Raw genomic sequence first — 22272 nt, 5'->3', positions numbered from 1 at the left:
TGAGTTCCACGGTTGCAGCCTGTGGAGAGGAAGGCTCTGGCTCGGGTCTTGCGGCCCGAGTGAAACCGGCCTCGGTGAAGCAGGAAGTCAGCGGCGGATTTGCTCAGCAATGAGCAGGTTTGCGTAGGTCTGACGGAACGGTTGCTCAACTTCGCCGGGGGCGTCAAAGAGTCCGATTGCCGCCAGCCGGACCAAAGCTTGATCTCGGCGGCCGGTCAGCTCGGCGCGCGCACCCGTTTGCCGTCGATCTGGTTCTACGGCGACAACGATCAAACGTTTTCGACGGCAACCTGGCAAGGCATGTATCGTAGCTACACCGCGGCGGGCGGGCGTGCGCAACTCGTCGACTATGGCGCGTTTCAGAAGGACGCGCACGCGATGACGGCGTCCGGTGCGGGGCTTAGCCTTTGGATCTCGAAGGCCGATGCCTTTTTGGCCAGTATCGGCATGCCGAGCGGCGAAGTCGGTACTCAATACCTTCCGGGCCACGCGCCCAAGGCGAGCGGCTACGCGAATCTGGCCGACTTCGACGCCATTCCTTATCTCTCGCCGAAGTGGAAAGCGACGATCTATACGAGCTACCTCTCGGCGCCGTTTCCTAAAGCCCTGGCCATCGGCAGTACGAACGGTACCTGGGTTTCCGGCGGCTTCGACCCCGTGCGCACGGTCATGCAGCGGTGCTGGTCGATGTCGCAGTATTGCCAACTCTATGCAGTCGATAACACGGTCGTGTGGCCGCGGCAGGAATCGGCGCCGCCTCCAACACACTTTGCGTCGCTTCGAGACGTCAACGCGGTGCCGTACTTGCGCGCTGCCGGGCGCCAAGCCTATCTGCGCTATCTGGCGGCCCGGCGCCCGCGCGCGTTTGCGATCGCGCCGGACGGGGCGTGGGGAGCCGCATCGGGCGCCGTCGATCCGATCGACGACGCTTTCGTCAATTGCGGGACCGGTCACGAGGGATGCCGCCTTTATTCGGTCGATGGCGATGTCGTATGGACAGGCAAGTAGCTTTCCTCGTGTGAGGGCAGGGGCGGCGGTGCCGCGGCGTTCCTGCGGTCACCGCTCGGCGGCGAGGATCGACATTAGCTGTCGGACAGCAATTTCCCCGCTTTGGCCCACGCATCGCGCGGCACTTCAGTAATCACGACGTCGACCGATTCGGGGGGGCAGGCCAACGTTTCGACAGTGACGCGAGTCACTTCGCGAACGAATGCACGCTTTTGCTCGAGCGTGCGGCCTGGATGCATTTCCAAGTGCAAGACTGGCATGACGGTTCCTCTGTAAGCGACGCACCGAATGGGGCGTCAATGACCACAGTGTCGTGTACCTCCGCGATGAGATAAATATGCGATGATTCGAGTCATTTAAAACCTATAGGTTTTTAATCGTGGACAAGTTGGCCGGGATGGCGATGTTCGTGCGCGTGGTCGAGAGCGGCAGCTTTACCGCGGCCGCTGCGCTTAGCGATGTTTCGCCGACGATGGTCGCCAAGCACATCCGGACGATCGAGCATCGGCTCGGCGCGCGCCTGCTTCACCGCACAACTCGGAGGCAGCAACTGACGGAGGTGGGCCGTCTGTATTTCGGGCGTTGCAAGGTTGTATTAGCCGAAGTGGCGCTGGCCGAATCCAGCGCGACCGAGTTGCAAAGCAGCCCGCGCGGACAGGTGCGGCTGGTTGCGCCGGTGAGCTTCGGCAGCCAGAGCCTTGTTCCCGTTCTAACGGAATATCTAGCCCGATACCCGGAAGTCAGCGTCGATCTCACGCTCGACAATCGCGTCCGCGATCTAATCGAAGAGGGGTACGAATTGGGCATCCACATCGGAGAAATCGACGATATCGGGCTGGTCGCGCGTCCACTGAAACCGTACCGGCGGATATTGGCGGCCGCACCGGGTTATTTGGCTGCACAAGGGGTGCCCACGCATCCGACCGAGTTGAGCGCTCACGTTTGTCTTGGTTTGTCGTATTGGCGGCGACACGACCGTTGGCAACTGAGCGGGCCGGATGGAGAAGTGTGCGAGGTACCCGTGAAAGGCCGATTCAGCTCGAACCAGGGTAGCGCGTTGCGCATCGCCGCTTTGCATGGGGCCGGCGTCGTGCTTCAACCGGAAGCGTCGTTAGCCGAAGACCTGGACGCCGGGCGACTGGTTCGGGTGCTGCCGGGGTGGTCGTATATGCGCACGCCCATGTATTTGGTCTATGCGCAGGATCGGCAGCCGACGGCAAAGCTGCGCAGCGCGATCGATTTTTTGCTGGAGCGGTTTTGTCCCGAAGCGCAAGCCGAGCGCGAGCCCGCGGCCGCTAAGGCAGGTTCGCAACGCCGGCAACGTCGCCGATGAGGACATGCCCGAGCCGCCTGGTACACTGTCGGCTCTTTTGGGGTGCCGCGCTGGTAATCCGGGGCTCGTGGCGCTATGCCGCCGGCACGCGATGTACCGAGCAAAGCGATTCCTAAGAAGAAAGGGCAAGCGAAACGTTCGCGCACCTGGCGCTCGACGTCGCGGCCCACGCCTCACCGCTTAAACGGGACACTTTTTTGAAACGCCTCAGACTTGCGCTCATCGTGGCGTTGCTACGCACGCTTTCGGTTCTTCCTTATAAGTGGGTCGCAAGACTCGGGGTTGCCATCGGCACGCTGCTGTATGCGCTGCCGAGCCGCCGAAAGCACATCGTATCGGTGAACTTGCGTCTTTGCTTCCCGGAGTTGACTGCCCGCGAACAACAAGCGCTCGGGCGCGAACATTTTCGCCATGTGATCCGCAGCTATCTCGAGCGAGGCATCCAGTGGTTCGGCAGTGCCGAGGCGATCCGAAAGATCGTCCAGATCGACAGCGCCATCGATCTCGGCGATCCATCGGCGCCGCCCACGATTTTTATGGGGTTTCACTTTGTCGGCATCGAGGTGGGCTGCATGCTTTACTCGACGCACCTGCCGGTTGCCTCGCTCTATACGCGCATGTCGAGCACGTCGCTATGCGAGTTGGCCAAGCGCCAACGCGGCCGATTCGGTGCGGAGATGATCGAGCGCTCCACGAGTGCCAAGAAAATCGTGGCCACGTTGCGTTCCGGCAAACCCGTCATGCTCGCCGCGGACATGGATCAAGGTGTCGAAAATTCCGTGTTTGTCCCATTTTTCGGCGTTCCTGCCTGCACGCTCACGGCCATTTCACGGCTCGCGCGGCTAGGGCGCGCTCGGGTCGTGCCGTTCGTGACGGAAGTGCTCCCGAATTATCAGGGGTATAAGTTGACGATTTTCGAGCCGCTGGCAGACTTCCCGTCCAACGACGATACGGTCGATGCGCGCCGCATGAACGCGTTCCTCGAAGAACAAGTCGTTAAATTTCCCGAACAGTATTACTGGGTGCATCGGCGCTTCAAGCACCGGCCGCCCGGTTTGGCATCGGTGTATTGAGCCGGCGGGCCTCGATGCGCGACACACCACCGTCGTCGATTTCCGGTGTCTAGCCGGCGGTCCCGGCCAGTCGCGCCAATGTATCGGCGATGCTTTGAACGGGCACGAAGGCGGGCGCGTTGCGCGCGGGGACATCGGAAGGGCACCAGGGGTACGGCAGCGTTTGCGCCCAGGCGAGAATCGGCGCACACCATGCGCCGGGCAACGTGTTCATTTCCTCGATCGTGATCCGAAGCTTCGAGATCTTTCCACGCGCGGCGTCGAAGTCCCACTGGTATTGGCCGAACCCGACTCGAGCGGCACCCGTTGCCTTCTCGCTCATGCACACGAGCCAGTAGCAGCGCAGCGAAAGCTCGTTTTCAGGTGGGTTGCCGATGCAAAACGTATAGACGTTTTCATACTGGCGCGCGAACTGACTCACGAGCACATCGGAAATGCCAGCGACCCCGATGGCGGTACTGGGGAAAGAAATTTCGTCGGTTTTCAATTCCATGGCCAGCTCGGCGTCGGCCGCGAATGCATCGGGCATCAAATGCGGGCGATTGTAGTCTTTCGCATGGATATAAGTTTCAATAGCTTTTCTAAGCGATGCCATCTCGATTCCCGTGAATGAATTGAATTGTTCCAAGCCTAACATGTCATCTCGCATCGGGAAAAATGTCCCTCCGTGTTTGATGGTCATGCGATCCGTAGTCGGCTGTCGCGCGTAAAGAAATTCTTAACACATGGATAAATAATTTCTCTATTGATGTTTTCCTATTTCGTCAAACACAATGGCGCGAGTCTCATCGATTCGATGAATGATGGTAATTTGCTGAAAGTTAACAATCCGAGCGCCGCGAACCATGTTGCTCTATCACCGCCCGACATCGGGGCATAGCTATAAAGTGCGTCTCCTTCTCGCATTTCTGGGGATCGAATACGATGAAGCGATCGTGAACGCCACAGCGGGGAAGAATGTTGTCGATCCCGCCTACTACGATTTGAACCCCCGGGGACAAATCCCGACGATCGACGACAACGGCCATGTCGTTTGGGGTTCGACAGCCATCCTCGTGTATATCGCCAGCCGATACGATGCGGCCAGAACGTGGTTGCCCGCTACGCCGGAAGGGATGGCAACCGTCATGCAGTGGATGGAACTTGCGCAGAACGAGGTGGGCGGCCTCTTTCTGTCGCGCGCCATCCAACTCTTTGGCTACCCCGGCGATCTGGCATCCGCGCAGCAGGCAGGGAACAGGGCGCTCGACATACTGGAAAAACGTTTGGTCGGTCGCCATTGGTTGGCCGCCGACGGTCCCAGCATTGGGGACATCGCATGCTTCCCCTATGTTGCGCTGGCGTCGGACAACGGATTCGATCTGCGCGCTCGGCCCGCTGTGCGCGCATGGATCAGCCGTATCGCATCCCTGAAGGGCTTTATCCCGATGCCAGGCATGGAATCGCTGCTTCCGTCATAGCCCAGCGTGCCTTCGCGACGGTCTAGTCCGCCGCGATTGCAATGAGGCGCTGTCCTTCCGGCCGGTCCTCGACTTTCCACCCTCGTGTACCCAAAGCCTTCCGTATTTCGTCGGCTTTTGCCCAGTTTCGCTCCGATCTGGCCTGTTCGCGTTCGTCGAGCAGCGAACGAATATTTTGCGGGAGATCGTGTTCTACCGGTTTCACCGATTTCCACTCTCGCAACCCGAGGCCGAGCACGGTATCGAATTGATCGACAGTTGCGCGCGCATCCGCGGCCGGCAGGTCGCTTTTCACGAGTTCCCAAAGCACGGCCAGCGCCCTGGGTAGATTCAAATCGTCGTTCACTTCGGCGTCGAACCGCGCGACGAAATCCGCACTGACGCGCCCTGCATCGGGCCAGGCCTCGTAGAGATGCCGCAACCGATTCAAGGCTGTCTGCGCGGCATCGAGCGAAGTCCAACTGAAATGCAGTTTGCTGCGGTAATGCGCCGTCAGGCACAGATAGCGATAGGCGGCGGGATCGAAGTGTCGGCGTCGCAAGGTTTCCAGGCGGATGAAATCGCCGCTCGACTTCGACATCTTCGCGCTCGCGTCGAGCGTGAGAAAGTGCCCGTGCATCCAGAAGTTCGCCAGGCGCGTGCCGTGAGCCGCTTGTGTCTGCGCGATCTCGTTGCTGTGATGCACGGCGATATGGTCTTCCCCGCCGCAATGGATGTCGAACCACGTGCCGAGGTATTTGGCCGACATAGCCGAGCACTCGATATGCCACCCCGGGAAGCCGCGGCCCCACGGGCTGTCCCATTCCATTTGCCGCACGACGCCCGGCTCGGCGAACTTCCATAACGCGAAGTCGGTCACCGTCTTCTTGGCGCCCATCGCGACGCGTTTGCCCGCTTGCAAGCCGGCACGATCGAGTCGCGCGAGAAAACCGTAGTCGTCCTGTTTGATGGTGTCGAAGTACAGGCCGTCTTCGGTCCGATAGGTATAGCCGGCGCGTTCCAATTCGGCGATGAAGGCGATCTGCTCGGCTATGTGATCGGTTGCGCGGCACCAGACGGTGGGGTCGAGCAGACGCAGCGCACGCCAATCCTCGACGAACGCTTCCGTATAGCGCCGAGCGATCGACCACGCCGATTCCCCGGTGCGCCGGCTGCCTTTTTCCATCTTGTCTTCGCCTTCGTCGGCATCGGACGTCAAATGGCCGACATCGGTGATATTGACGACGTGCCGGACATCGTAGCCGTTGCGGATCAACGCACGCCGCAGAACATCCTGAAAGACATACGTGCGCAAATTGCCGATATGCGCATGGTCGTAGACGGTTGGGCCGCAGCAATACAAGCCGACCTGGCCGGCGTGGATCGGCGTGAAAGGGCGCACGGTGCGCGACCAGGTGTCGTACAACTCGAGCGGCATCGAGTCTCTCCGTCGAAAAAATGCGGGTCCAAAACGAAAAGGCCGCCGGTTTTGCAACGGGCGGCCAGAAGGCAATCGATACGACGTGTAGCTCAATCGCTAGACGCAGTTCCCCCTGGCATGTTTCGACAACATGCGTGGATCGACAAAGAAAGGGATGGGGTGCGAGGCGACATAAAGCGAATCCTAGCCGCCAATGCCCGCGCCGGTCAATCCCGACGAACCGATACGCGCTCTTAAGCGCCGGCTCCCGGGGGCTTGCTATGTCGCGCGAGGAATCGATCCAATTGCCCTGCAAACGCCTTGCTGTCGTTCGGCATGTAGGGCGCCGGGCCACCGGTGGCGATGCCCGAGGTGCGCAACTGATCCATGACGTCGCGCATGGTGAGCCGTTCCTGAATGTTTTCGCGCGTGAACCAATTTCCGCGCGGATCGAGGATATGCGCGCCTTTATCGAGCGCAGCGGCGGCGAGCGGAATGTCCGCCGTGATCACGAGATCGCCCGCCGCGACGAGTTCGACGATGCGCGCGTCGGCAGCGTCGAACCCCGCCGGCACCTGCAGCGCCTTGATGAAGCGGGAAGGCGGCGTGCGCAAATACTGATTGGCGACGAGCGTGACGCACACCTGCGTGCGCCGCGCGGCGCGAAACAGAATCTCTTTAACGACAACCGGACAGGCATCGGCGTCAACCAGCACTTGCATGTAGGGCCTTCCAAAGATCGAAAACGGCAATCATCTTAGCGCCTTTGCTCAGGCCGCCGGGGCCGACCGGTCCTCATGGATGTGAAGCGTCGGCCGCCGATCGCTCATCTTTGCAGCTTGAATTCGCGGCGAAGGAGCCCGTACACCCAAGAATCCGACACCTCGCCATTTACGATGCAATCCTCGCGGAGCGTCCCTTCGCGGACGAAGCCTAGCTTCTCCAGTACGCGGCCCGATGCCGCGTTGCGCGTGTCGGCTTCGGCCTGAACCCGGTTCAGATCGAGCGTTTCGAACGCCCACTGCAGCAGCGCGCCCGCGGCCTCGGTGGCGAAACCCTGGCCCCAGGCGGCTTTATCGAAGCAATAGCCCATCCTCGCGCTGTGGCAGGTCGGATCCCATTGGACCAACCCGCACCAGCCGACGAACACGCCATCGGCCGCGCGATCGATCGCCACGCGGGCGCCGGTGCCTTCCTGCTCGATCTGCTTGCACGTTGCCAGGAAACGTTCCGCCTGTGCCCGCGTCGTCCACGGCGATGCATCCCAGTAGCGCAAGACGGTAGGGTCGCTTTGCAGCGCGAAGATGGCGTCGGTATCGGCCTCGGTGAACGGGCGCAACAGCAGGCGCGGGGTGTGCAGGGTCGGGGTTGGCAATGGCATGGGTGCGGTGCGCAGAGGTTGGCCGCCGTCGATTCTACTGCGCTTGGCCGCTGTCGCACTCCGTCGCACGGCGACGGTGCCGCGCAGACGCGGAGCGGCGTCCACGCCCCCGGCGCTCCGCGCTTTCCGCATTGCCTTGCGCATATCGCGACGGCGGCGCGCCGTCGCAGCGCGTACGGGGCGAACTAGTCGATTGCGTGAAGCGGACTTCCTGACGGCCGTGCACACTCTTTGAATGGACAGGCTGTCTTGGGGCACCGGTCGCGGATATACAATGTGTGCCTTCCGAAACGCACCGGTGATTTCATGGATTCTTCCTTACAGCCCTTGCTCGAAGCCATCGATGCAGACAAGGCGAAGCTCGATACGGCGCCTCCCCTGCCGTTGCACACGCTAGAATCGCTGCGCCAGTCCATGTTGTTGGATTGGACCTACAACTCGAACGCGATCGCAGGCAATTCGCTCACGCAGAGCGAAACGAAGACGGTGCTCGACGGCATTGCCGTGGGCGGGAAATTGCTTCGCGAGCACTTCGAAGTCTTGAATCACCGTGAGGCGATGCTCTACGTCGAGGAGCGAGTCGGCAGTAACGAGCCGTTTTCCGAGTCACAAATTCGTCACATTCACCATTTCCTGCTGAAAGGGATCGACGACAAAGAGGCCGGCCAGTATCGCCACGAAAACGTGACCATCGCCGGCGCAAGCACGAAGGCTGCGGATTTCTCGCAAGTGCCGACGGAGATGGCCGCGCTGATCGCCTGGCATTCGAGTGCGGGCGAGATGCATCCGATCGAGCGTGCTGCCCGTCTGCACGCACGGTTTGAGAAGATTCATCCGTTCTCGGACGGCAATGGGCGGGCGGGCCGGCTGCTGCTGAACCTCGAATTGATGAAGTCGGGTTATCCGCCCGCCGTCATTCGTCATGAACACCGCCTCGCTTACTGCGAAGCGTTGGACAAGGCGGGCGCGGGCGGCGATTTCGGGGCGCTCGCGCAGCTCGTAGCCGAGGCCGTTCAAAGAACGCTCGAAATCTACCTAAACTTGCTTGGACGAGATTAATCGTCCCCTGACTCAGTGCGGGATCGAAGAAAAAAGCGACGCGGCGGCGCATGACTCGCCGCGCACGTCGCGCGTAGTTTTACCGCTTATCGCTTAGCGATCGAACTCAAGCGGCCCCGTACCCCCCGCCGCCGGGCGTTTGAATGACGACGACGTCGTCCGCCTCCATTTGCATCTTATGCCGTGCGCCGAAGTATTCGCGGGTGCCATCTTTGCGCTCGATCCAGTTCATGCCGGCGGCACCGGGTGCGCCGCCTTCTAAGCCGAACGGTGGCACGACACGCCGGTTGGCGAGCATGACGGCCGTCATCGGCTCGAGGAAGCGCACGCGTCTGTTCGTCCCATCGCCGCCGCGATGGCGTCCGGCGCCGCCGCTGCCCCGACGTACGCCGAATTCGTCGAGCCGTACCGGGAAGCGCCATTCGAGCACCTCCGGATCGGTCAAGCGCGAGTTCGTCATATGCGTCTGCACGGCGCTGCACCCGTCGAACGTCGGGCCGGCCCCCGAACCGCCGCAGATCGTTTCGTAGTATTGGACGGAGTGGTTGCCGAACGTGAAGTTGTTCATCGTGCCTTGGGCGCCGGCCATCACGCCGAGTGCGCCGTAGAGCGCATCGGTGACGACTTGCGATGTCTCCACGTTTCCGGCGACGACAGCCGCCGGATAGCGGGGGTTCAGCATCGAACCTTCCGGAATCTTGATGACGAGCGGCTTCAAGCAACCCGCATTGAGCGGAATGTCTTCATCGACGAGCGTTCTGAACACATAGAGCACCGCGGCCTTGCAGATCGACGACGGCGCATTGAAGTTGTTCGGCTGCTGCGCGCTCGTTCCGGCAAAGTCGATGACGGCCGAGCGCGCCGCGCGGTCGATCGTAACGTTGACGACGATCTTCGCGCCGTCGTCGAACGCGTATTCGAAGCGCCCATCCTTGAGAACGGACAGGGTGCGCCGGACGACTTCCTCGGCATTGTCCTGCACGTGCTGCATATAGGCGCGCACCGTATCGAGGCCGAACTGGCCGCACATGCGCTCGAGCTCTTGCGCGCCTTTCGTACACGCGGCCACTTGGGCGCGCAGATCGGCGAGGTTTTGCTCGACGTTGCGCACGGGCCACGGACCCGACAGCAACTTGTCGCGCAGGCGCGCTTCCAGGAACCGGCCCTCGGCAACGAGTTGCACGTTATCGAGCAGCACGCCTTCCTCGTTGACATGAATCGAGTCGGGCGGCATCGAGCCGGGCGTCACGCCGCCGATATCGGCGTGGTGGCCGCGCGCCGCGACATAGAACATCGGGTGGTTCGAGCCGCCGGCGAAGACCGGCATGATCACCGTCACGTCCGGCAGGTGCGTGCCGCCGGCATAGGGGGCGTTCAACGCGAACGCGTCGCCGGGCCGCATCGTTCCCACTCGGCATTCGATGATCGTGCGCACGCTTTCGCCCATCGAACCCAGATGCACAGGCATATGCGGCGCATTGGCGATCAAGTTGCCATCGGAGTCGAACAACGCGCAAGAAAAGTCCAAGCGTTCCTTGATGTTGACCGAGTACGAGGTGTTGGCCAGCGTCACGCCCATTTGCTCGGCGATCGACATGAACAAGTTGTTGAAGACTTCGAGCAGGACCGGATCGGCCTGCGTCCCGGCAGCATGCCTCGCTTCGAGCGGTACCGTGCGTTCGACGACCAAATGATTGTGACGGGTGACCGCTAATTGCCATCCCGGCTCGACGATCGTCGTGCCCGTGCTTTCCTTGATGATCGCGGGCCCGTCGATCTTCGCACCCGGCGCCATCGCGTCGCGATCGTAGACAGGGGTGTTGCGCCATTCGCCGCCGGTGAAGACCCGTGTCATCGCGAGTGGCGCCGGTTCGGCCGATGCGTCCGGCGCGAGCGGCCAGCGCTCATCGTCGGCCTGTCTGGTGCGGCCGATCGCCTCGACGGCCACCGCTTCGACAATCAGCGAGCGATTGGGCATGAGGAAGCCGTACCGCGTCCGGTAAAGCGTTTCGAAGTGGGCGATCACCTTCGCGACGTCTCGGTCGAAATCGACTTCGAGCGCGGTGTCGGTACCGTCATATTTGACGTGCAGCTTGTAGCACAACGTGATGCGGCTGTCGTCGATGCGCTGCGCGGTCACTTCCCCACGGGCGGCGTCGGCAAGATCCGCGAACGCCGATTCGCACGCTTCGAGCGCCTGTTCGTTCAACGGCACTTCCAACGCGCGTTGCCGCATGGCGCGCACGTCGGCTAGACCCATCCCGTAGGCGGATAGCACACCGGCGAGCGGATGGATGAACACGCGTGTCATGCCGAGGGCATCGGCGACGAGACAGGCGTGCTGGCCGCCCGCACCGCCGAAGCAGGCCAGCGTATATTGCGTCACGTCGTAGCCGCGCTGTACCGAAATCTGTTTGATCGCGTTGGCCATGTTTTCGACCGCGATCTTTAGGAAGCCTTCGGCCACGGCTTCGGGTGTGCGCTCGATGCCCGTCGCGGCGCCGACCTCGCGCGCCAACTCGGCGAAATGCTGACGCACGATGGCCGCGTCGAGCGGTTCGTTGCCTTCCGGGCCGAACACCTTCGGAAACCACTTCGGATCGAGCTTGCCCGTCATGACGTTGCAATCGGTGACGGTCAGCGGGCCGCCGCGCCGGTACGAGGCCGGCCCGGGGTTGGCGCCGGCGCTTTCGGGACCAACGCGGAAACGGGCGCCGTCGAACGTACAGATCGAGCCGCCGCCGGCGGCGACGGTATGGATCTTCATCATCGGCGCGCGGATACGCACACCGGCCACCTCAGTGACGAAGTCGCGTTCGTATTCCCCCGCGTAGTGCGTCACATCGGTGGAGGTGCCACCCATATCGAAGCCGATGATGCGGTCGAATCCGGCTAGGGCGGCGACCTGCGCCGCGCCGACGATGCCGCCCGCGGGTCCCGACAAAATCGCGTCCTTGCCCTGGAACCGATGGGCGTCCGTCAATCCGCCATTGCTCTGCATGAATTGCAGCGGGACGGCGCCCAGCTCGCTTTCCACCTGCCGCACATAGTGGCGCAGCACGGGGGAGAGATAGGCGTCCACGACGGTCGTGTCGCCGCGCGAGACGAGCTTCATCAGCGGGCTGACTTCGTGGCTGACGGAGATTTGGGTAAAGCCGATCTCTTGCGCGATGGCCTTCAAGGCACGTTCGTGCTCGGGATGCCTGTAGGCGTGCATCAATACGATGGCGCACGATCGGATGCCTTCGTCGAAGGCGCGCTTGAGTTCGGCGCGCGCGCGGGTTTCATCGAGCGCCCGGACTGCTTCGCCGCGCGCACCGATACGTTCGTCGATTTCGACGACCCGCTCGTAGAGCAGCGTCGGCAGTTCGATATTGCGTACGAATAATTTGGGCCGGTTCTGGTACGCGATACGCAGTGCATCGCCGAACCCCTTCGTGATCGCGAGTACGGTGCGCTCTCCCTTGCGTTCGAGCAGCGCATTGGTGGCAACGGTCGTTCCCATCCGCACGCATTCGATCAGCTCCGCCGGCACGGGTGCGCCCGCTGGGACACCGAGCAATTCGCGAATGCCCTGAACGGCGGAATCTCGATAGCGCTCGGGGTTTTCGGAGAGCACCTTGTGCGTCACGAGCGTGCCGTCCGGGCGCCTGGCGACGATGTCGGTGAAGGTGCCGCCGCGGTCGATCCAGAACTGCCATCGTTCGGACTCCGAAGTAATGTGTTGAGCTTGTCGCTTCAGGTCTTGCATGATGTATTTTCGATCGGAAGTACGTGAAAAACGAAGAGTGCGAGAGGGCGATCGGTCAGATCGGCCGATTCAATTTTGTAGTTTTGCGCCGCGCGTTTCGGGCAACGTCAAGGCGGCCAGAATCACGACGCCGTAGGCGCAGGCCGCGAACGTACCGATGGCGGCGCCGAGCGTCATCTTTTGCGCCACATAACCGATCATGAACGGGAATGCGGCGCCGACGGCACGGCCGAAGTTGTAGCAAAAGCCTTGGCCGGAGCCTCGCACACGCGTCGGGAACAGTTCGGACATGAAAGCACCCATGCCGGAGAACATGCCCGATGCGAAGAAGCCGAGCGGGAAGCCGAGAATCAAGAGCAACGTGTCGTCGAGCTTGAGGTGCGTGTAGGCCAATGCGATCACCATCGATGCAAGGGCATAGGCAATGAAGCCGAGCTTGCGTCCGACGCGGTCGGACAGCCACGCGCCGCACAGGTATCCCGCATATGAGCCGGCGATGATGACGGCAAGATAGCCGCCCGTTCCCACGACGCTCAGGTGCTGCTCGGTCTTCAGATAGGTGGGCAGCCACGTTGTGATCGCGTAGTAGCCGCCCTGTGCGCCGGTTGCCAGCAATGCCGTGCGCAGCGTCGTGAACCACATGTCCGCGCCGAAGATTTCCATGAACGAGTGCGTCGTGTGCGTCTCGCGTTCTTGTTGCTTAGCGAGCAGATGCACTTCGGGTTCTTCGACGAAGCGGCGGATGAAGATGACGAACGGGGCGGGCAGGATCCCGATCGCAAACAGCGCGCGCCAGGCAAGCTCGGCCGGCAGCAACGAGAACACGAGCGTATAGAGTCCGGCCGCCACGGCCCAGCCGATTGCCCATCCGGCTTGCACCATGCCCACCGCTTTGCCGCGGTCGCGGGCGCGGATCACTTCGCCCATCAAGACGGCGCCGGCGGTCCACTCCCCGCCGAACCCGAGGCCCATCAAACCGCGTGCCACCAGAAGCTGCGTGAAGTTCTGAGCGAAAGCGCAAGCGAGCGTGAAGGCGGCAAACCAGACGATCGTGATCTGCAGCGTGCGCACGCGTCCGAAGCGATCGGACAAGATGCCGGCAACCCAGCCGCCTAGGGCCGACATCAAGAGCGTGACCGTGCCGATGAGGCCGGCCTCGCCTTTGGTCAAGCCCCACGTCGCGATCAAGGCCGGGATGACGAAGCTGAGAAACTGCGTATCCATGGCGTCGAGCGCATAGCCGATCTTGCAGCTCCAAAACGCGCGGCGTTCGTTCGTACGCAAATGGCCGTACCAGCCGAACATCGAATGACTATCGCCGCTGCGATCTTCGGTGCGGTCGATCTCGGGGTAGGGGGTATCGGTGTTCACTTTAGGTCTCCTCAATAGGGCTAAATCCGGGGCGAGCCTCGGCGTCGATCAAAGGACGGCGAGCGAGGCATTCGGGATGTCGGTCACGAGCATGTGTCCGGGCCGATGCGTGATGGCGAATGGCAGGCGGGCGGCTTCGAGCGCGGTTTGCGGTGTCACGCCGCAGGCCCAGAAGACCGGCACTTCATCCTCGCGTATCGTCACCGCGTCGCCATAGTCGGGGCGCGACAGGTCGGCGATGCCGAGGGCATGCGGACTGCCGAGATGCACCGGTGCACCGTGCACGGACGGAAAGCGGCTGGTGACCTGGACGGCGCGGATGGCGTGCGCGCCCGACATCGGCCGCATCGTCACGACGAGCTGTCCGGCGAACGGTCCGGCCGGCGCGTTGGGAATGCGCGTGCGGAACATGGGCACGTTGACCCCTTCGTCGACATGGCGAAGCGGAATGCGTTCGCGCGTCAACATCTGCTCGAACGAAAACGAGCAACCGAGGGCGAACGCGACGAGGTCGTCGGTCCACAGCGAGACGATGTCGTCGGGTTGCTCGGACAGCACGCCGTCGCGATAGACGTTATAGCCCGGTACGTCGGTGCGCAGATCCACGTCCCGGCCCAGCGAGGGCACATTCCACTGGCCGCGCTCGCCAACGCCGAGCAACGGACACGGTTTCGGATTGCGCACGCAGAACCTCAGGAAATCGTCGGCATAGGCGCTGGGCACGATGACGAGATTGGCTTGGGCGTAGTCGCCGCATTGGCCGACGGTCGGACCTTTGAAGTCCTTGCGGCGCACGAGCTGGCGAAACTGATCGGGCATGACGAAATTCCTCGATGTAGGTGTGTCTCGGTGTGCAGATTAGGTTTGAATGAAATGACGCGCCAGCAAGTTATTCCGCGCGCTGCTGTCAAGTTTTTCCTAACGTACGTATGCGGGTTTTCCCGAGCGAGTACGAACATCGGTGTCGGATGGGATTGGTGTGCAGGCTTATCGGATAAGGCTGTGGATGGGAAACCCGGGGTTCGATCCACGGCTTTCCGGATTGACTTCCCTTGCGCGAAACGGTCGAATTCGTGCATTGAAAGGAATAGCGGCGAGGGTTCTGTCCACTTAACATCCGGGCATGGGTGCCGATAAGCAGGAGTGCCCGAGTTGTGAACAGCCCCTTTCGTCGGAAGAAACCACTATGACCCACCTCACGCTACGACAAAAACTTTGGATTCCGCTGTTGCTCACCTGGATCGGGTTGCTGACGCTGACTGTTTGGTACGCCTTGCAGATGCGCGAAATGCAACTGACAGAGCGCCGGCAGGCGCTCGCCGATATCACCGAGATGGCGTATTCGGTTGCCGCGGGTCTCGATCGCGATGCACAGGCGGGCAAGATCGGCGCCGACGCCGCGAAGCAGCAAGCGCTCGCGCGCATCGCGGATATGCGCTACAGCGGTAATGGCTACGTCACCGTGGTCGGCGCCGATTCGGTGGTGGTCATGCACCCGATGGCGCCGAAGCTCGACGGCAAGGACATGTCGCAATGGAAAGACGCCAAGGGCAATCTGCTCTATCGGGATATCGCTGCAGCCGGCGCATCGCCCGCCGGGATGGGTTACGTCGAATATTGGTGGCCGAAGCCGGGCGAGACCCAACCGAGTTCGAAGCTCGGTTTCGTTAAGCGCTACAAACCGTGGAATTGGGATTTCGTCGCGGGCGTTTATCAGGACGATATCCAGGCGGCGTTTTATCGCACGCTCGGCACGTCGTTGGCCGTCTTGTTCGTGCTCGGCGTGGCGATCTCCATCTTGACCTCGCTTGCCGTAAGAAGCGTGCGCCGCTCGGTGGGCGGCGAGCCCGCGCGGGCCGCCGAGCTTGCCCGTCAAATCGCATCGGGCGATTTGACTGGGCGGATCGAGGTGGTGGATGGCGACGACGAGAGCATCGTCTCGGCCATCGCCTATACGCGCGATACGCTGGCCGGCACGGTGGCCCGAGTGAAGTCGGCTGCCGAAACGATTCGTACGGCGGCGGCCGAAATCGCCACCGGCAACGGCGATTTGTCGAGCCGCACCGAACAGCAAGCGGCTTCCATCGAAGAGACCGCGGCAGCAATGGACGAATTGACGTCCACGGTCAAGCAAAATGCCGACAATGCCTCGCGCGCCAGCGAAGTGGCCGCCAGCGCCACCTCCGAAGCCGAGCGCGGCGGCGGCGTGGTGGGCGATGTGGTGAGCAAGGTCAGGGCCATTGCCGAAAGTTCGAAGAAGGTGGCCGACATCACCTCGGTGATCGATAGCATTGCGTTCCAAACCAATATCCTCGCGCTGAACGCCGCGGTCGAAGCGGCGCGCGCCGGCGAGAACGGCCGCGGTTTCGCTGTGGTGGCCAGCGAGGTGCGCAGCCTCGCGCAACGCAGCGCGGCCGCGGCGAAAGAGATTCGCGTACTCGTGGATACGTCGCTGGCGCAAGTCGAGAGCGGCGCGGCGCTCGCGGAAAACGCGGGTTCGGCGATGGACGGCATCGTCGCCGCGGTGCGACGCGTGACGACAATCGTCGGCGAAATCGCGACGGCGTCCGCCCAGCAAAGCATCGGGATCGAAGAAGTCAATCGGGCGATCTCGCAGATGGACGGCGTGACGCAGCAGAACGCGGCGCTCGTCGAGCAAGCGGCCGCGGCGGCTAGCTCGCTCAACGAGCAGGCGCAGCGGCTCGGGGAGGCGATGCAGGTGTTCCGAGTCGCGACCGATGCGGCGCACGCTGCGCACGCACGCTAGACGATGAATACGCGATTCGTCGAAACGTTCGTGACGCTCGCGGAGCTGGAGAGCTTCCGGGCCACCGCACGCGTGCTGCACGCGACGCCGGCGACGATTTCATTGCGGATCAAGTCGCTCGAAGACGAATTGCGCGCGGAACTCGTCGATCGTTCGACGACGCAGTTCCGCCTGACGCCCGCGGGCGAGAGCCTGCTGGGCCTGGCTCGCAACCTGGTGGATGCGGCGCGCGCGCTGCGCGAGGCGGCGGGGCAGGAAGTGGTCGTCGGCGGCAAGCTGCGGTTGGGTGTCATCGAAACCGTCGTGCACTCGTGGCTCGCGCATTATGTGACGCATCTCAATGCCAAGTTCCCGCAGCTCGATGTCGACTTGACGGTCGATTCGAGCGCGGTTTTGCAGCAACGACTGCTCGCGGGCGAACTCGATTTGGTCATCCGTGTGGAGGGCATCGACAGTACGAAGGTCGCGTCCAGTGCAATCGCAAGCTACCCCGTGCGTTGGATTGCGAAGCGCGGATTGTTATCGCGTCGCACGGCTGGGCTCGCGTCGCGCGTCCTTCAACGTCCCATCTTGACGTTCGGCCGAGGCACCGCGCCGCAGGTCTCGTTGCAGAGCATCGTGCTCACGCTCGCACGGCAGGAGAACGTCCGGCCCGAGCAAACGCGCGTCACCTGCTCGCCGTCCGTGGCTGCGATCGTGCAGCTCGTGCGCGACGGCTATGGCGTGGCGTGTATTCCGAGTCTGTTCGTCACCGACGAATTGCAAACAGGAGAATTCGTCGAACTGCCGCTCAAGCCGGTGCCGCCGCCGATCATCGTGTCGGTGTGCAAGCCGACGAACGCCAACGCGATGGTGAACGCAGCCGCCAGTGCCGCGCACATCGCATGCAGTGCATACTGCCGAACCAAGCGGCACGACTTGGTCGAAGCGCTGTGATCGAAGATCAAGAGCGCCTACGTGCGCTGACGCCCGTGAGCGCACGAACGCGTTCCTCATCCGACGCGAGCGCGCGCGAGCTGCCGGCGTAGACGATGGCGCCGTCGTCGAGCACGTAGGCATAGTCGGCAATTTCCAACCCCATCCGCGCGTTTTGCTCGACGAGCAGCACCGATATGCCTTCGTCGCGCATCTGCGCGACGACTCGAAATACCTCGCGCACAACCAGCGGTGCGAGACCTTGCGAGGGTTCGTCGAGTATCAGCAGGCGGGGATTCAGCAGGAGGGCACGGGCGATCGAGAGCATTTCCTGTTCGCCCCCCGAGAGCGATCGACCACGACTGCCTTTGCGTTCGGCCAACCGGGGAAAGAGTTCGTAGATGCGCGAGGTCGTCCAGGGCCCGCTGCGCACGAGCGGCACGCGCAGGTTCTCTTCGACGCTCAGATTCGCGAAGATGCGCCGTCCTTCGGGCACGTAGCCGACGCCGCTCGCGGCAATCCGGTATGCCGGCCAGCGGGTGGTGTCTGCGCCGAAAATCGTCACGCTGCCTTGCCGGGCCGGCGTCAAGCCCATGAGCGTGCGCAGGGTCGTCGTCTTGCCGGCGCCGTTGCGGCCGAGCAAGGCGGTGATGCAGCCTTCTTCCACGGCGAGGCTCACGTCGCGCAAGATGTGGCTCTTGCCGTAGAACGTGTGCAGGCCCGTGGCGGCGAGTGCGGCGGTCATACGGCGACCCCGAGATAAGCAGCCTGGACAGCTTCGTTCGCCGCGATCGCTTCGGGCGCACCCTCGGCAAGGACGCTGCCTCGATCGAGGACCGTGATCCGATCGGCGAGATCGAACACGACGCGCATGTCGTGCTCGATCAGGACGATCGTGAGCCGGCTGTCCTCGTGCAGTCGCGAAATCAATTGCGTGATGGCCTCGGTCTCTTGATCGCCCATGCCCGCCGCGGGTTCGTCCAGCAACAGCAAGCGCGGCCGCAACGCGAGCGCCATGGCGACTTCGACGACGCGCTGTTCGCCATGGGACAGCTCGCCGACTAGCCTATATTCATGCGCATCCAAGCCGGTCAGCGCCAGAACGTCATCGATGTGCTCGCGCACTTGCTTCGCTTGCGCGCGGTTCATCCACGCCCGCAAACGAAGACCGGCTGCCACCTCGACGCCGATACGCACGTTCTCGAATACGGTGAGTTCCGGAAAGATCTCGGTAATTTGGAACGTGCGCGCGATGCCCGCGGCGACGCGTCGATGCGCCGGGAGGGCGGTGATGTCGTGTCCGTCGAAGACGATCTTTCCCGTGGTGGGTGGAAAGAGGCCACTGATCATATTGAAGAACGTCGTCTTGCCTGCCCCGTTTGGACCGATAACGGCGTGCAACGCCCCTTGCTCGACGGCGAGCGAGACGTCGCGCACGGCCTGCAAGCTGCCGAAGCGCTTGCTCACGTGCTCGACTTCGAGCGCGCTCACGAATCGCTCCGACCGCGCGGGAAACCCAAGAGCCCGCGCGGAAAGAAAAGGACGATCGCGACGAACAGCATGCCGACGAACGACATCCAATTGACGGTGATGCTCGACAGGTAGTCCTGCAATACGACGAACACGGCGGCGCCGAGCAGGGGGCCCCAGAAATTGCGCATGCCGCCCATGACCGCCATCATGACGAAGTCGCCCGATTGACTGAAATGCAGGCCGCGCGGATCGGCGAAATTGTTTAGGAGTGCGTATAGCGCGCCGGCGAATCCCATGAAGAAGCACGAGAGGGTGAAGGCGATCCAGATGTGGCGATCGACGGGAATGCCGAGAAACCGGGCGCGCCGCTCGTTTTCTCGAATAGCGATCAGGGTGCGGCCAAATGGCGAGCGCAGGATGAAGCCCATCGACGCGACGGCGGCGGCGAGACAAACGAGCACGAAGTAGTAGAACGTATCGGAGCGCGCGAGGATATCGATCGCGATCGGCCCGAAGTGCAATGGGGCGCGCTCGAAGCCGCGCAAGCCGTCGTCGCCGCCCGTCAGCGAACTCCACTGAAAGGCGATGTAGTAGAAAACCTGCCCGAACGCGATGGTCACCATCGCGAAGTACACGCCGCGCAGACGTGCACAGAGCGCCCCAAGCAGCGAACCGCAGATGCCGCCGAGCAAGGTGCCGCAAAGGAGGGCAAGCGGCGTACTCGTTGCGAGAAATTTCAACGAGAGGCCCGCGCCGTAGGCGCCGAGTCCGAAGAACGCGGCGTGCCCGAAGGATAGGACCCCCGTAAAGCCGAGCAGGAAGTTGACCGACATCGCGGCGAGCCCCAGCACGAGCACGCGCGTGCCCAGCGCGGTATAGCCGCCAAGCGGCGGCATCCAGAATGGCGCAAGCAACAGTGCCGACCACACGACGGCGAGCGTCAGAAGCCGGCGCCGGGCGAACTCCCCTCGATCGTTCACGTCAGCATACCTTCTTCGCCGAGGAGCCCGCGTGGGCGCAACAACAACACGACGGCCATCAGCACGTAGATGATCGCCTCGCTCGCCGCCGGCAAGAATACGGCGGTCACGCCCGAGGCCACCCCGATCAGCAATCCGCCCAACAGCGTGCCGGTGAGGCTGCCTACGCCGCCCACGATGATCGCGATGAAGCTCGGCATGAGCAGGCCTGTTCCCATCGTCGGCTCCAGCCCGAGCTGGCCGGCCGCGAGCACGCCGCTCAACCCCGCGAGAAAGGCGCCGACCGCGAAGTTCAACGAGCGCAGCCTACCGACGTTGACGCCTAGCGCCGAAACGGTTTCGAGATCGAGGGTGCCGGCTCGAATCCTGATGCCTAGCCTGCTGTGCCGCAACAGAAGAAACAGCAGCGACACCGCCACCGCAACGGTCGCGACCATGAACAGACGGTAGCCGGTGACGAAAAAGAGCGTATCGCTCAGCGGCTGCGAGAGCACCGGCGGGACGTTGACGGGCTTGCCCTGCGCCCCCCAGATAAAACGCGTGCCGTCTTCGAAGACGAAGGCGAGGCCGAACGTGAGCAGCAACCCATACAGCGGATCGCGTCCGTACACCCGGCGAATCAGCAATCGTTCGAGGGTCAGTCCGATCAGGGCGACGCATGGGGGGGCGATGAGCAGCGCGCCCCAGAAGCCGACAAAGGGCGTGACGGTATAGGCGATGTAGCCGCCGGCGACGAGAAAGCCCCCGTGCGCGAAATTGATCACGTTGCTCAGGTTGAGGATCAGCGATAACCCCAGCGCCATCAGCACGTAGAACGCGCCGATGATCAACCCGTTGGTGACGTTGAACAGAAGCAATTGGGTCATCGCACACCCTCCTCGAGATCGCATGCGGTCCGCATTCGTGAACGCGGGCGATCCATCCGGGCTACGCGGGCCACTGCACTTTGCAACCCGTCTCGCTTTCGGGCGGCGCGGTTTTGTCGCCCGGCACGACGTATTCGACGCGGAACAGGTCTTCGGGGTCGTCGGGTGCTGGTGTCGAGAGCGCTTGACCGACGAACGCCGAGGTCATCAGTTGATGATCGCCCTTGCGGTAATAGCACTTGTTCGGTTGCAGCTTGACGTCGTCCGGCAGCGCGAAGCCGCCGAGCGCCTCGGCCAGCTTCCTTGCATCGAGCGTGCGCGCTTGGTTCGCGATGCCGGCGAGCGTGCGCACCGAGGTGTAGCCGAACCAATGGCGGGCCGTCGGCACTTTGCCCGCGTTCATCTTACGGATGTCGGCCACGAATTTCTCGACGCCGGGCACGCCCGGCTGCTTCCAATACCATTCGAACATCCAGACGCCGACGCGCGCTTCGGGCGGCATCGCCTCGAGCGATTCGAGTTCCTGTTGCAAGCCCGCGATATGCATGTCTTTGCCGAGGCCGAACTGTGCGATTTGCTTCAGGCAGTTGACCATATCCGAGCCTTGCGGGAGGACGAGCAGCACGTCGGGTTTAGCGGCGCGCGCCTTGATCAAGTAGGCCGAGAAATCGGTGGTGCCCAGCGGGGTCAGTTCGTTGCCGGTCATTGTGCCGCCGAGCTTTTGCAGATCGGCCGCCGCGGCTTTTTGCAGGGTGTGGCCGAACGCGTAATCCGGGGTGATGAAGTGCCAGCGCTTACCGTACTTGGAGAACAGCAGGTTGGCGACCGCGTTGGCTTCCATGCTCGTGGTGTTGCAAACGCGGTAGACGTTCCACTTGCAATCCGTGCCGGTGATTGTATCGGTATGGCCTCCCGAGACGATGTGCAGCACCTTCTTTTCGTTGCTGACTTGTGCGAGCGCTTGGGCGATCGCCGAATTGACATCGCCGATAAGGAATGTGACCTGATCGCGGTCGATGAGTTTGCGCGCCTTTTGCACACCTGTGCCGACGTCGTTTGCAGAGTCTTCCACGAGCAATTCGACGGGCCGGCCCAGGATGCCGCCCTGTGCGTTGACTTGTTCGACGGCCAGCTTCGCACCGGTCACTTCGTTTTGTGCCACCGCAGCATAGACCCCGGTCAGCGGATCCACCATGCCGATCCGCAGGGGCGATTCGCCGCGTGCCTTGATGATGAACGGAGAGGCCAGTTGCAACGTGGTCGCCGCCGCCGCGGCTTTTAAAATTTTGCGACGCTTGGCGTCGACCGTGCGCTGGACGTTAGGCATGGCCGTCTCCTTATCCGCTGTCTAATAGATGACTTATGAGTCAAATAGCGGACGCGGTATGTTGCCGAGGACACCTACCCACGCATTCGCCGCCGCGCGGCTGCCGAGC

The 22272-nt window shown here is 62.6% G+C and carries 20 protein-coding genes; 7 read left to right on the top strand and 13 right to left on the bottom strand.

Annotated features, from left to right (window positions below; translation table 11 throughout):
• The first annotated feature begins 99 nt into the window (after positions 1-99).
• Positions 100-1008, top strand: a complete 909-nt coding sequence (locus tag ACTHN9_RS26545) for a hypothetical protein (RefSeq protein ID WP_440539803.1) — start codon at positions 100-102, stop codon at positions 1006-1008.
• Between the two features lie 74 nt (positions 1009-1082).
• On the opposite strand, the gene ACTHN9_RS26540 is transcribed toward ACTHN9_RS26545, so the two are convergent.
• Positions 1083-1268, bottom strand: a complete 186-nt coding sequence (locus tag ACTHN9_RS26540; RefSeq protein WP_440539802.1) for a 4-oxalocrotonate tautomerase — start codon at positions 1266-1268, stop codon at positions 1083-1085.
• A gap of 119 nt (positions 1269-1387) precedes the next feature.
• Between ACTHN9_RS26540 and ACTHN9_RS26535 the strand changes: the two genes are divergently transcribed.
• Positions 1388-2341, top strand: a complete 954-nt coding sequence (locus ACTHN9_RS26535; RefSeq protein WP_440539801.1) for a LysR family transcriptional regulator — start codon at positions 1388-1390, stop codon at positions 2339-2341.
• A 197-nt stretch (positions 2342-2538) separates the two neighbouring features.
• A complete protein-coding gene (locus ACTHN9_RS26530; RefSeq protein WP_440539800.1) occupies positions 2539-3414 on the top strand; it encodes a lipid A biosynthesis lauroyl acyltransferase in 876 nt (291 codons plus the stop codon).
• A 49-nt stretch (positions 3415-3463) separates the two neighbouring features.
• Here ACTHN9_RS26530 and ACTHN9_RS26525 read toward each other — a convergent pair whose 3' ends face one another.
• On the bottom strand, positions 3464-3907 hold the full coding sequence (locus ACTHN9_RS26525; RefSeq protein ID WP_440539799.1) for a hypothetical protein: 444 nt from the start codon (positions 3905-3907) through the stop codon (positions 3464-3466).
• A gap of 352 nt (positions 3908-4259) precedes the next feature.
• On the opposite strand from ACTHN9_RS26525, the gene ACTHN9_RS26520 reads away from it, so the two are divergent.
• The gene (locus ACTHN9_RS26520) at positions 4260-4874 is read left to right on the top strand and encodes a glutathione S-transferase family protein (protein WP_440539798.1); all 615 of its coding nucleotides are present in this window, start codon (positions 4260-4262) and stop codon (positions 4872-4874) included.
• A gap of 22 nt (positions 4875-4896) precedes the next feature.
• Here ACTHN9_RS26520 and cysS read toward each other — a convergent pair whose 3' ends face one another.
• The 3 genes from cysS to ACTHN9_RS26505 form a co-directional block, all read right to left on the bottom strand.
• Positions 4897-6291 carry a cysteine--tRNA ligase gene (gene cysS, locus ACTHN9_RS26515; RefSeq protein WP_440539797.1) on the bottom strand — a complete coding sequence of 465 codons (1395 nt, stop codon included), beginning with the start codon at positions 6289-6291 and terminating at the stop codon, positions 4897-4899.
• A gap of 236 nt (positions 6292-6527) precedes the next feature.
• Positions 6528-6995 (bottom strand): YaiI/YqxD family protein, encoded by a 468-nt coding sequence (locus tag ACTHN9_RS26510; RefSeq protein WP_440539796.1) that lies wholly within the window; start codon positions 6993-6995, stop codon positions 6528-6530.
• 104 nt (positions 6996-7099) lie between these two features.
• Positions 7100-7654: a GNAT family N-acetyltransferase gene (locus tag ACTHN9_RS26505; RefSeq protein ID WP_440539795.1), complete on the bottom strand. Its 555-nt coding sequence runs from the start codon at positions 7652-7654 to the stop codon at positions 7100-7102.
• Positions 7655-7960: 306 nt separating this feature from the next.
• Here ACTHN9_RS26505 and ACTHN9_RS26500 point away from each other — a divergent pair, with 306 nt between their 5' ends.
• Positions 7961-8713, top strand: a complete 753-nt coding sequence (locus tag ACTHN9_RS26500; RefSeq protein WP_440539794.1) for a Fic family protein — start codon at positions 7961-7963, stop codon at positions 8711-8713.
• Positions 8714-8819: 106 nt separating this feature from the next.
• Here ACTHN9_RS26500 and ACTHN9_RS26495 read toward each other — a convergent pair whose 3' ends face one another.
• The 3 genes from ACTHN9_RS26495 to ACTHN9_RS26485 form a co-directional block, all read right to left on the bottom strand.
• Positions 8820-12464 (bottom strand): hydantoinase B/oxoprolinase family protein, encoded by a 3645-nt coding sequence (locus tag ACTHN9_RS26495; RefSeq protein ID WP_440539793.1) that lies wholly within the window; start codon positions 12462-12464, stop codon positions 8820-8822.
• Positions 12465-12533: 69 nt separating this feature from the next.
• Entirely contained in the window at positions 12534-13769 is a 1236-nt protein-coding gene (locus ACTHN9_RS26490) for an MFS transporter (protein WP_440539805.1), read from the bottom strand.
• Between the two features lie 114 nt (positions 13770-13883).
• Positions 13884-14654 carry a putative hydro-lyase gene (locus ACTHN9_RS26485; RefSeq protein WP_440539792.1) on the bottom strand — a complete coding sequence of 257 codons (771 nt, stop codon included), beginning with the start codon at positions 14652-14654 and terminating at the stop codon, positions 13884-13886.
• Between the two features lie 367 nt (positions 14655-15021).
• On the opposite strand from ACTHN9_RS26485, the gene ACTHN9_RS26480 reads away from it, so the two are divergent.
• Together ACTHN9_RS26480 and ACTHN9_RS26475 are read left to right on the top strand one after the other, a co-directional pair.
• On the top strand, positions 15022-16602 hold the full coding sequence (locus ACTHN9_RS26480; RefSeq protein WP_440539791.1) for a methyl-accepting chemotaxis protein: 1581 nt from the start codon (positions 15022-15024) through the stop codon (positions 16600-16602).
• Between the two features lie 3 nt (positions 16603-16605).
• Positions 16606-17538, top strand: a complete 933-nt coding sequence (locus ACTHN9_RS26475) for a LysR family transcriptional regulator (protein WP_440539790.1) — start codon at positions 16606-16608, stop codon at positions 17536-17538.
• 7 nt (positions 17539-17545) lie between these two features.
• On the opposite strand, the gene ACTHN9_RS26470 is transcribed toward ACTHN9_RS26475, so the two are convergent.
• The 5 genes from ACTHN9_RS26470 to ACTHN9_RS26450 all read right to left on the bottom strand — a co-directional run bounded on the left by ACTHN9_RS26470 (position 17546) and on the right by ACTHN9_RS26450 (position 22163).
• Positions 17546-18262: an ABC transporter ATP-binding protein gene (locus ACTHN9_RS26470; RefSeq protein WP_440539789.1), complete on the bottom strand. Its 717-nt coding sequence runs from the start codon at positions 18260-18262 to the stop codon at positions 17546-17548.
• The gene (locus ACTHN9_RS26465; protein ID WP_440539788.1) at positions 18259-19008 is read right to left on the bottom strand and encodes an ABC transporter ATP-binding protein; all 750 of its coding nucleotides are present in this window, start codon (positions 19006-19008) and stop codon (positions 18259-18261) included. Before ACTHN9_RS26465 ends, ACTHN9_RS26470 begins: the two co-directional genes overlap by 4 nt.
• Positions 19005-19970 carry a branched-chain amino acid ABC transporter permease gene (locus ACTHN9_RS26460; protein WP_440539787.1) on the bottom strand — a complete coding sequence of 322 codons (966 nt, stop codon included), beginning with the start codon at positions 19968-19970 and terminating at the stop codon, positions 19005-19007. Before ACTHN9_RS26460 ends, ACTHN9_RS26465 begins: the two co-directional genes overlap by 4 nt.
• Positions 19967-20836 carry a branched-chain amino acid ABC transporter permease gene (locus ACTHN9_RS26455; RefSeq protein WP_440539786.1) on the bottom strand — a complete coding sequence of 290 codons (870 nt, stop codon included), beginning with the start codon at positions 20834-20836 and terminating at the stop codon, positions 19967-19969. The genes ACTHN9_RS26460 and ACTHN9_RS26455 overlap by 4 nt, the downstream gene beginning before the upstream one ends.
• Before the next feature lie 61 nt (positions 20837-20897).
• On the bottom strand, positions 20898-22163 hold the full coding sequence (locus ACTHN9_RS26450; RefSeq protein ID WP_440539785.1) for an ABC transporter substrate-binding protein: 1266 nt from the start codon (positions 22161-22163) through the stop codon (positions 20898-20900).
• Between the last annotated feature and the right edge of the window lie 109 nt (positions 22164-22272).

This window comes from Trinickia sp. (assembly GCF_051953405.1).
GTDB lineage: Bacteria > Pseudomonadota > Gammaproteobacteria > Burkholderiales > Burkholderiaceae > Trinickia.
Note: the sequence above shows the minus strand (reverse complement) of the source record. Positions and strands in the feature narration are given on the sequence as shown.

What these genes read in the sequence shown, in the direction of transcription:
- ACTHN9_RS26540 (WP_440539802.1), bottom strand. Translation starts at nt 1,268, where the DNA reads ATGCCAGTCTTGCACTTGGAAATGCATCCAGGCCGCACGCTCGAGCAA.
- ACTHN9_RS26525 (WP_440539799.1), bottom strand. Translation starts at nt 3,907, where the DNA reads ATGGAATTGAAAACCGACGAAATTTCTTTCCCCAGTACCGCCATCGGG.
- ACTHN9_RS26520 (WP_440539798.1), top strand. Translation starts at nt 4,260, where the DNA reads ATGTTGCTCTATCACCGCCCGACATCGGGGCATAGCTATAAAGTGCGT.
- cysS (WP_440539797.1), bottom strand. Translation starts at nt 6,291, where the DNA reads ATGCCGCTCGAGTTGTACGACACCTGGTCGCGCACCGTGCGCCCTTTC.
- ACTHN9_RS26510 (WP_440539796.1), bottom strand. Translation starts at nt 6,995, where the DNA reads ATGCAAGTGCTGGTTGACGCCGATGCCTGTCCGGTTGTCGTTAAAGAG.
- ACTHN9_RS26505 (WP_440539795.1), bottom strand. Translation starts at nt 7,654, where the DNA reads ATGCCATTGCCAACCCCGACCCTGCACACCCCGCGCCTGCTGTTGCGC.
- ACTHN9_RS26500 (WP_440539794.1), top strand. Translation starts at nt 7,961, where the DNA reads ATGGATTCTTCCTTACAGCCCTTGCTCGAAGCCATCGATGCAGACAAG.
- ACTHN9_RS26495 (WP_440539793.1), bottom strand. Translation starts at nt 12,464, where the DNA reads ATGCAAGACCTGAAGCGACAAGCTCAACACATTACTTCGGAGTCCGAA.
- ACTHN9_RS26490 (WP_440539805.1), bottom strand. Translation starts at nt 13,769, where the DNA reads ATGTTCGGCTGGTACGGCCATTTGCGTACGAACGAACGCCGCGCGTTT.
- ACTHN9_RS26485 (WP_440539792.1), bottom strand. Translation starts at nt 14,654, where the DNA reads ATGCCCGATCAGTTTCGCCAGCTCGTGCGCCGCAAGGACTTCAAAGGT.
- ACTHN9_RS26480 (WP_440539791.1), top strand. Translation starts at nt 15,022, where the DNA reads ATGACCCACCTCACGCTACGACAAAAACTTTGGATTCCGCTGTTGCTC.
- ACTHN9_RS26475 (WP_440539790.1), top strand. Translation starts at nt 16,606, where the DNA reads ATGAATACGCGATTCGTCGAAACGTTCGTGACGCTCGCGGAGCTGGAG.
- ACTHN9_RS26470 (WP_440539789.1), bottom strand. Translation starts at nt 18,262, where the DNA reads ATGACCGCCGCACTCGCCGCCACGGGCCTGCACACGTTCTACGGCAAG.
- ACTHN9_RS26455 (WP_440539786.1), bottom strand. Translation starts at nt 20,836, where the DNA reads ATGACCCAATTGCTTCTGTTCAACGTCACCAACGGGTTGATCATCGGC.
- ACTHN9_RS26450 (WP_440539785.1), bottom strand. Translation starts at nt 22,163, where the DNA reads ATGCCTAACGTCCAGCGCACGGTCGACGCCAAGCGTCGCAAAATTTTA.